The sequence below is a fragment of the Mycobacterium sp. genome, from assembly GCF_035499775.1.
Taxonomy (GTDB): domain Bacteria; phylum Actinomycetota; class Actinomycetes; order Mycobacteriales; family Mycobacteriaceae; genus Mycobacterium.
The window spans coordinates 1-5574 of the sequence record NZ_DATJYB010000500.1; the positions used below are offsets into that span (position 1 = coordinate 1).

Sequence of the window (5574 nt, forward strand, 5' to 3'; positions counted from 1 at the left end):
CGGGCGCCCACTGGTTGCACACCCATGGTCCGCAACCGTTCCGGGTCAGCAAGACACAGTGGCAGCGCGCGCACGCGCTCGACAACCACGCCCCAGTTCGCGTCGGCACCGCTCGGCACGCGTGAATCGCCCGATGGTGCAATTGTTGATCGATTTCGCGATTGACGGTGCGATGGACCGCATTGATCAGCGCAACAAGCCCGCACGCGAGTTGCGCCTGTGGGGCCTGCATCCATCCGCACCATGCGGAGCCCGGGAGTCCGCTTGCGCCGACAACGACTCGTTCGAGGCAGGCGCTGGGCGGTAGAGTCGAGGTGACAGAGGAGTTGCGCTTGACGGCGATGAGCGCGATGCCTGGTGTGGTCACTGATGGTCATCGGCAGCGATCCAGCCGTCTAAGGCTTCCTGGGTCGGCAGCGATTGATCTGTAGCGGGGTCTTGCGGCGCTCAAATGCCATTGCAAAGCGGAGCAGAAGACCGCGAGGGAGGTCAAGCCCGCACAGGGAAGGTCGAATTTAGGTACCGCACTACTCAGGCCGGCCCGCTCTCCTTGGGTGATGATGAGTCCCGACACCCTCCGACGGTGTCGGTGACACAATCCAAAACATGTGCCCCAATAACGTTGCGGGGGCGCACACTGTCGTCCGCACGACTATGGGAGTTAGCCATGGCTGGCCTTGTAACCGGCGCCGCTGTTCGGCCCCGACTTCGTGGTCGTGGCCGTCAACGACCAGAGCGGAACAAAGGTCGACGTCCCCGTGTGCCCGGGCGGCTTCCGCCACGGGCTATGCGCTGCGGCGCTACCCACCCGGTAGTGCTTCCAGCCTGCACAGGTGCGCCTACCCCACCGGCAGCACCCCCGCGACGACTGTGTCGAACCATCACCGCCAAGGCCGGCATCGGCAAATATCTCACCATCCTCGACGTCGGCAGCCCTTAGTCTGCAGATCAGCACCACCGAGCAAGGAGGCCCGCGATGCTGTATCCCGTTGAAATCAAAGCCAATATCGGCGCCGCTGTCGCCGACGCGTTGGAGCGCCTGGGAAATCCGGGCGGTGCTACCAATCGCTCGATCTGGTTCGCCGAGGACCGCGACGGCCTGGCCAACGGTGAACTGCGACTGCTCAAGGGTGGAGTCATCATTCGGGTCCGTAGCGGCGAGGGACGCGACGATACGACCGCCAAGCTGCGCCCCTGCGACCCGACGCAACTGCAGGACGGATGGACGGACGCGTTTGACCGCAACGGCGTGGAGTACCGCATCGAGGGGGACTGGTCGGGGCCGCGCCACACCCTGGCCGCCTCCGCGGTGAGCACGTTCGGCCAGGGTTCGCAGGCGCAAGTCGGCGGCACGACGCTGCACGAGCAGGCGCTGACCAGCGGCCAGACGGATTTTCTCGCGCAGTGCGCCAAAGTCCCGGTCTCGGTGAGCAATCTGATCGCGCTGGGCCCCATCGCCTCGACGAAATGGAGCGATGTGAAGGTGGGAGACGTCGAGGTCGACGCCGAACGGTGGATCGTCGCTGATCTCGACTTCCTCGAGCTGTCGATCAGAGCCAAACCCAAAGACCACGACAAGGCCGGTGATTTCGAGGCGCGTGCGCGCAAGCACCAGGCCCGTCTTCTCGAAGCCATCGACGGTGTGGGCTTGCAGATCGCGGCCGACACCGACAACAAGACCCAGCGGGTGCTCACCACGCTGGCCGGGCTCGCTCACCAGTAGCGGGTGAGCGCGGCAGCCCGAAATCTGCCCAGCACGTCGTCGGCGGCGACTCGGTGGCTGCGGGAGGGCACGATGACGAGGCCACCATTGTCAGTGGTGCCGAGCCCTAAGTGGACGCGCGCGGCCGACACCGCGCTAACGGCGTAAAAATAGCGCACGAGAGCATGTTTGGACCGCCTTAGGCTCGATACATGGCCGCCACCGTCCGTCCGGACCGTTTCGACGACGTGCGCCGCGAGTGGATCGCCCACCATCTAGTGAGTGGCCTCCGGTGGCTAGTCGGGCGGGTTGATCCACGAGCTGATGGGCAGGTGTGGCGGCTCTGGCGGCTTACGGATGAACCGTTCGGGGTGCGCCCGCTACGCGTCGTTGATCACGGTGGCGCGTTTCTCGGACGGTCTCGGCGGTAGTTGGTGTCGGCGGGAGTGTGCAGGCGCAGCCTGCCGTGGCGATGTTCGTCGTTGTGTCAGGCGAAGAAGGACGGCAGTGCGGGCGGGCGGCCTCGATGGAGTCGAAGCGACTGGGAAAGTCGGGCCGGTACCTCAGGGTCTTGAACTGGGATTCGCGGAGCGGTTGTCGTCGGACGTGCGGGCGCTGCGCGACTGGGTGACGCCGAGGTCGGCGAGCAGCAACGCCACCTGCTTGAAGGTCGTCGAGGAGCCGCGATCGGCGTGGATGGTCAACTGGTCACGGCCTGCTGCCTGCTCGGCCAGGTCTGGCGGATCAGCACCTCGGCCAGGGCCGCGGATTCGCGGGGAGCGACCATCCAACCGACCACATAACGCGAAAAAATGTCCAAGAACACCTAGCCAATAGGCGATAGTACGTCCACTTCGCGGGGCCGCGTAGCTTGGTGTAGGGGTCGGACCGGGGCGCGGTGTCGGCATTTCTGCCGATCCGTTTCCCCGGCCCGCCCTCCGAACCCGCCGAGCGAATCTCTCCGCAACGGGCTCTCCACGGATTCATGTCACTGGTGCGGTGATGTCCGTCGGCCTTGCTGTCCAAGGGGTGATGATTTTCGTGCCCCGGTAGCGGTATCGGGTGACCTCTACCTTCTGCGGCCGAAACATCGCCGTCTTGCCGTCCCGGATCTGCCAATTGGGCAGGAACCGTCGATGGAAGACGCCCCATGCCAGCCCGTGGTGCCGTTTGCGCATCCAACTCACCACCCGCCACCACGTGAAGTGGTCAAGGTAGTCGAAGGTGCGTTTGGACACCCCGTGCTGGAAGTAGTTGCACCAGCCCCGCAGAACGGGGTTGAGTTGGCGCAACAGATCAGCGAGTGTCCGATGTTTGTGTCGCCGCGTCAGGTTCCTGACTTTGTCGGTGATGGACATGAGCGCCTTCTTCGACGGCCAGGTGTAGACGTAGTGCTTGGTCGTGCCCCTCTTGAGCTGCCGCTGGATGCGGAAGCCGAGGAACTCGAACCCCTCGTCGATGTGGCAAACCCTGCTCTTCTCGACCGACAGGCGCAGCCCCATCGGCGCGAGCACCGCTGCAATCTCATCCCAAAGCGCTTCGCTATCACCGCGATTGCCGTGGACCATGACGCAAAAATCGTCCGCATAGCGAACGATTTTCATCATCGGGACTCCGGCACGCCGATGCTTGGCGCGTGTCCATTCCGGGCCAAGCGCCTTCCACTTCGCGTCGAAGTGCTCGTCCAGAACCGACAGGGCGACATTGCTGAGCAGTGGTGAGAGGATTCCGCCTTGCGGAGTACCGGTGATGTTGTCCCGGTAGCCGAGATCCTTCGAGAGTATCCCGGCCCGGAGGAACGATTTCACCAGGGCCAAGACGCGCTTGTCCCCGACGCGTCGCCGCACCCGATCCATAAGGGCCGAATGCGAGATTTCGTCGAAGCACGCCGTGATGTCTCCCTCGAAAACCCAGTGATAGGCCCGTGAGCCGCTGGCGAGGTGATGGATCTCGGCGATCGCGTCTTGGGCTCGTCTACCCGGCCGGAACCCGTAGGAGCACGGACGAAAGTCCGCCTCGAAAATGGGCTCCAACACCAGCTTCAGCGAAGCCTGCACGACCCGATCAGCGACGGTAGCGATACCTAAGCGACGCAGCTTGCCGTTCGCCTTCGGAATCGTCACCTCCCGCACCGGATCCGGCCGAAATACCCGCTCCTTGAGCTCCTGGCGGAGCCGCTGAAGCAGTTCGGCCGCCTCCACCGGACCCAAAGATCGCGGTGCGATCCCATCGGCTCCAGCGGAACGCGCACCCTTGTTTGTCCGCACCCGCTCCCACCCGACGGTGAGAAAGTCCGGGTCATAAACGAGGTTGTACAAATCATCGAAACAGCGGTCGGTCTCATCGACCGCCCAGTGGTGCAGCTTGCGCTGCATCCTGCGTACTCGTAGCTCCGCCGTATCCGGGTCGGCCCACGAAGCACTCGTATTCACAAGTGACCTCCACAGTTTGCGTACTCGCCGCGAACCCGCTAGAGCCCTTCGCCATGCGGCCGGCTTTCCCGGCCTCGGACTACTACGGCTCCTCCGCCCCACCACACCGGCATCAGCCGACGACGATGCTTTCCCACCTGTTTCGGCAGGCTGCCGGATCAGGTTGGGACCGCTGCGGTGGTTCCCGTGTTCACTGTCAACCGATCGACGGGTGAGGTGCCCAGCTATGCCCCTGCGACTTCGTCACGGCTACGCCGCAGACTTTCACCGTGACCTCCCGAACCGGCGACATCAACCGGCCCGCGAGTTCCCCGCCATCAGAACGGGTGCGCGTCGCTGCCCAGCCCACATCCGCCAGGTTGGAGCTGGTGGTCTTCTCTTAAGAGGCGTTCAGCCGCTGGTTCCTCGCGTACACCTTCCCGTCTCGCTAGCCGAACCCAACCCGTCTGGCAGTACCAGGCCGTCCCGGCGTTGTCGGGGCTGCTTCCCACCCTCACCTACGTCTCCTCAGATCAGGCTGCCCCCAGCTTCTGCCGGGCCACTGCGATGGCTCGGCGACGGTGGTCTCTCACCCCCGTTCGGTTGAACAGCGCCTCACGGCGCTCGATGTCGGTGCACCACAACTGGTTGGGCCGCGTCGCGGTGACCGCCGGTTCACTAGGTCAGAGTGGGTATGTAACGAAGCACGGCAGTTCAGATACCGATTTTCTGACCACCGCCGATGCTGATGGCGCCCGCCCCAACAGGTCTAGCGACTAGGCCGCTTGGCGTGACCGACGGGCCGGTCTGCCCATGCGGATCAGCGTCGGGCGAATGCGGGTCGCCCATGTTCCGGTTGGGGTGACCGATGGCGATCGGGTGTGAGGTATCCGCAGCATCGATCGCGGTGCACCTACCCCCGGCGCGGCAGGCCCGGAACGGGCGCAGGGTCATTCGGCCCGCGCAGGAGGCAACAGCCCTCGGAGAATCGAGCGGATGTGCGAATCCACCTGGCACGCTCTTGGCACAACGGGGGTTTGCCTGTCATGCCCAACTGAATCACCGTATAGCGCTGACCTGCAATAACATTGGTGGGCGCGGACGGTATCGAACCGCCGACCGCTGGTGTGTAAAACCAGAGCTCTACCACTGAGCTACGCGCCCTTGAAACCCGAGGGTCCGCCGCAGGCTATACGCCCAAAGGCCGAGCACCCAAACCTCAGGCCCTCAGAGCCGCCAGCGCGTCGGTCCAGAGCCGCTGATCGCGGGCTTCGCCGGGCCCCTTCATCTCGGCGAACCGGATGACCCCGGACCGATCGACGACGAAGGTCCCGCGATTGGGGTAGCCGGCGTCGTCGTTGAACACGCCGTAGGCCTGGCTGACCTCGCCGTGCGGCCAGAAATCCGACAGCACCGGGAACATGAACCCGCTCTCCAGCGACCAGATCTTGTGCGTGGGCG

At 64.5% G+C, this 5574-nt stretch carries 4 protein-coding genes, 1 tRNA gene and 1 pseudogene; 1 reads left to right on the top strand and 5 read right to left on the bottom strand.

What is annotated here, in order from left to right:
- Positions 1-976 precede the first annotated feature (976 nt).
- On the top strand, positions 977-1723 hold the full coding sequence (locus VML93_RS30645) for a hypothetical protein (protein ID WP_325616345.1): 747 nt from the start codon (positions 977-979) through the stop codon (positions 1721-1723).
- Here the strand turns inward: VML93_RS30645 and VML93_RS30650 are convergent.
- The 5 genes and pseudogenes from VML93_RS30650 to VML93_RS30670 form a co-directional block, all read right to left on the bottom strand.
- Positions 1714-1881, bottom strand: a complete 168-nt coding sequence (locus tag VML93_RS30650) for a hypothetical protein (RefSeq protein WP_325616347.1) — start codon at positions 1879-1881, stop codon at positions 1714-1716. The genes VML93_RS30645 and VML93_RS30650 overlap by 10 nt on opposite strands.
- 117 nt (positions 1882-1998) lie before the next feature.
- A pseudogene (locus tag VML93_RS30655) lies at positions 1999-2578 on the bottom strand (DDE-type integrase/transposase/recombinase); the annotation flags it as partial.
- Between the two features lie 107 nt (positions 2579-2685).
- A complete protein-coding gene (ltrA, locus tag VML93_RS30660) occupies positions 2686-4134 on the bottom strand; it encodes a group II intron reverse transcriptase/maturase (protein WP_325616349.1) in 1449 nt (482 codons plus the stop codon).
- Between the two features lie 1068 nt (positions 4135-5202).
- Positions 5203-5277, bottom strand: a tRNA-Val gene (locus VML93_RS30665).
- Between the two features lie 55 nt (positions 5278-5332).
- Positions 5333-5574, bottom strand: a 242-nt coding sequence (locus VML93_RS30670; RefSeq protein WP_325616351.1) for a redoxin domain-containing protein, incomplete at its 5' end; no start/stop codon positions are given.